The sequence below is a fragment of the Longimicrobiaceae bacterium genome, assembly GCA_035936415.1.
Lineage (GTDB): Bacteria > Gemmatimonadota > Gemmatimonadetes > Longimicrobiales > Longimicrobiaceae > JAFAYN01.
On the sequence record DASYWD010000081.1, the window covers coordinates 1 to 2,216 of the forward strand.

At 77.3% G+C, this 2,216-nt stretch carries 2 protein-coding genes; both read right to left on the reverse strand.

The annotated features are described in order from the left end of the window. Positions 1–23: 23 nt before the first annotated feature. The gene (locus VGR37_03365) at positions 24–1,442 is read right to left on the reverse strand and encodes an NAD(P)/FAD-dependent oxidoreductase (protein ID HEV2146433.1); all 1,419 of its coding nucleotides are present in this window, start codon (positions 1,440–1,442) and stop codon (positions 24–26) included. Beyond that, positions 1,439–1,948, reverse strand: a complete 510-nt coding sequence (locus tag VGR37_03370) for a hypothetical protein (protein ID HEV2146434.1) — start codon at positions 1,946–1,948, stop codon at positions 1,439–1,441. The genes VGR37_03365 and VGR37_03370 overlap by 4 nt, the downstream gene beginning before the upstream one ends. Between the last annotated feature and the right edge of the window lie 268 nt (positions 1,949–2,216).

A 2,216-nucleotide genomic window follows, 5' to 3' on the forward strand; every position in this document is an offset into this window, starting at 1 on the left:
GGCCTGAGCCGGGGCCGGCGGGCTCAGCGCCCGTCGGCCAGGGCCCGGTGCGCCGCGTGGAACCCGCACATCCCGTGCACCCCTCCGCCGGGCGGGGTGGAGGCGGAGCAGAGGTAGAGACCCGGCACCGGCGTGGAGTAGGGGGAGGGCCGGAAGGCGGGCCGGAAGAAGAGCTGGCCCAGGTCGGCGCTCCCGCCGTTGACGTCGCCGCCCACCAGGTTCGCGTCGAGGCGCTCCAGCTCCGCCGGCCCCAGGACGCTCCGGGCCAGGATCCGGTCGCGGAAGCCGGGGGCGAAGCGCTCCACCTGGTCCTCGATGCGCCGGGTCATGTCGACCCCGGACCCGTTGGGAACGTGGCAGTAGCCCCAGGCCACGTGCCGTCCGGCGGGCGCGCGGGTGGGGTCGAAGAGGCTCGGCTGGGCCAGCAGGACGAAGGGCCGCTCCGCGTGCTCTCCCCGCCACGCCCGGCTCTCGGCTTCCGCGATCTCCTCCGGGCTCCCCCCCAGGTGCACCGTCCCCGCGCGCGCGCACTCCGGCGCGGCCCAGGGGATGGGCCCGTCCAGCGCCCAGTCCACCTTGAACGCCCCCGGCCCGTAGCGGAAGGCCTCCAGCGCGCCCCGGTACCCCGGGGGGAGCCGATCGCCGGCCAGGCGCAGCACCTGGCGCGGCGTCAGGTCCAGGAAGACGGCCCGCGCCGGCGGGAGCTCGTCCAGCGAGCGCACCGGCGCGTCGGTGACGATCTCCGCGCCCAGCGACCGCAGGTAGGAGGCGAGCGCCCCGCTCAGCCTCCCCGACCCCCCGCGCGCGAAGGGCCACCCCACGGCGTGCCCCGCGGCGTTCAGCACCAGGGCGAACGAGGCGCTCGCCGCGGCCCCGTGCGGGAGCGCCGAGTGGGCCGCGCTCCCGGAGAGCAGCGCGCGCGCCCGGTCCTCCCGGAAGTGGCTCTTCCCCAGGCCCCGGACCGAGCGGAGCGCATGCACCCCGAAGTGGAGGAGGAGGACGGGGTGCCGGGGGATCCTCAGCGGGCCGAGGATCCCCTCGGCGAGGGTGTCCCAGCGCGCGGCGAGCGGCTCCAGGAGCTCCCGGTAGGCCTCGCCGTCTGGGCCGAGGGTGGCGCCCGTCGCGGCGAAGGAGCGCTCCAGCAGCGCCGCGGTCCCGTCGTCGAAGGGGTGCGCGAGGGGAGCGTCCGGGTGGACCCACTCCAGGCCGTGCTCCCCCAGCGGAAGCGTGCCCAGGAACGGCGACCCGGCGGCGAGCGGATACACCGAGGAGAAGGGGTCGTGGACGAAGCCGGGGAGCGTCAGCTCCGCGGAGCGCGCCGCGCCGCCTACGGTGGAGTTCGCCTCCCGGACCAGGACCGAGCGCCCCGCCTGCGCCATCACCGTCGCCGCGGCCAGCCCGTTCACCCCGGCGCCGACCACCACCGCGTCGTAGGCCGTCATCCGGGCCCGCCGGCACCCCCGTCCCGCGCATCGGGCGCGCGCATCCCCTCGTACGCGAGCGCCGTCATCACCCCGAACGCCAGGGTGACCAGGGCCCCGAAGGCGGTCATCCGGTCGCTCCGCCGGTCCGGGGGGCGCACCACCCCGGTCCGGACGGCGCCGCCCCAGCGGGGGAAGGTGATCACGTAGATGAACCCGCCGAGCAGGGCCCCGCCGGCCAGCGGCGGCACCGGCCACCGCTCGCGCGCCGCCGCGTACCCTGCCCCCCAGAACGCCCCGTAGCCGAGGTGGAAGGCGGTCCCGAGCGCCCACTTCTCCGCGTGGGAGACCCGCTCCCCGGCGCGCTCGGCGATCCGCCGCACCAGCCGCGGCGCCAGGTCCGAGTCCTCGCCCGGGGGGAGCAGCAGCTTCTCGTAGCTCTTCCCCAGCGCCGCCTGCGCCACGGAGGCCGCCACGCCGGCCGCCGCGCCACGGGCAATCACGCCTGCCATCCTCGCTGGTTCCATTTCTCGCTCCGGAAGCCCGGGTCCACTGGGAACGGCCGCTCCTCCGGTGGCTGGCACGCGCCGTGCCATACAGGTCGGCCCGATCGGCCGGCCTGTCCATCCGCTGCCGGATCCCACGGTCCGGCGGCGGCGCCCGAGCGGCGATCCCCGAAAGGACCCATGGAGAGCGAGACCGTCCTGCTCCGGCAGGAAAGCCGCGACCCGGCCCCGGAGCCGCCGCGCGCCGCGCCCGGGGGAAAGGCGGCGGCGGCGCAGCGCCGGACCCATC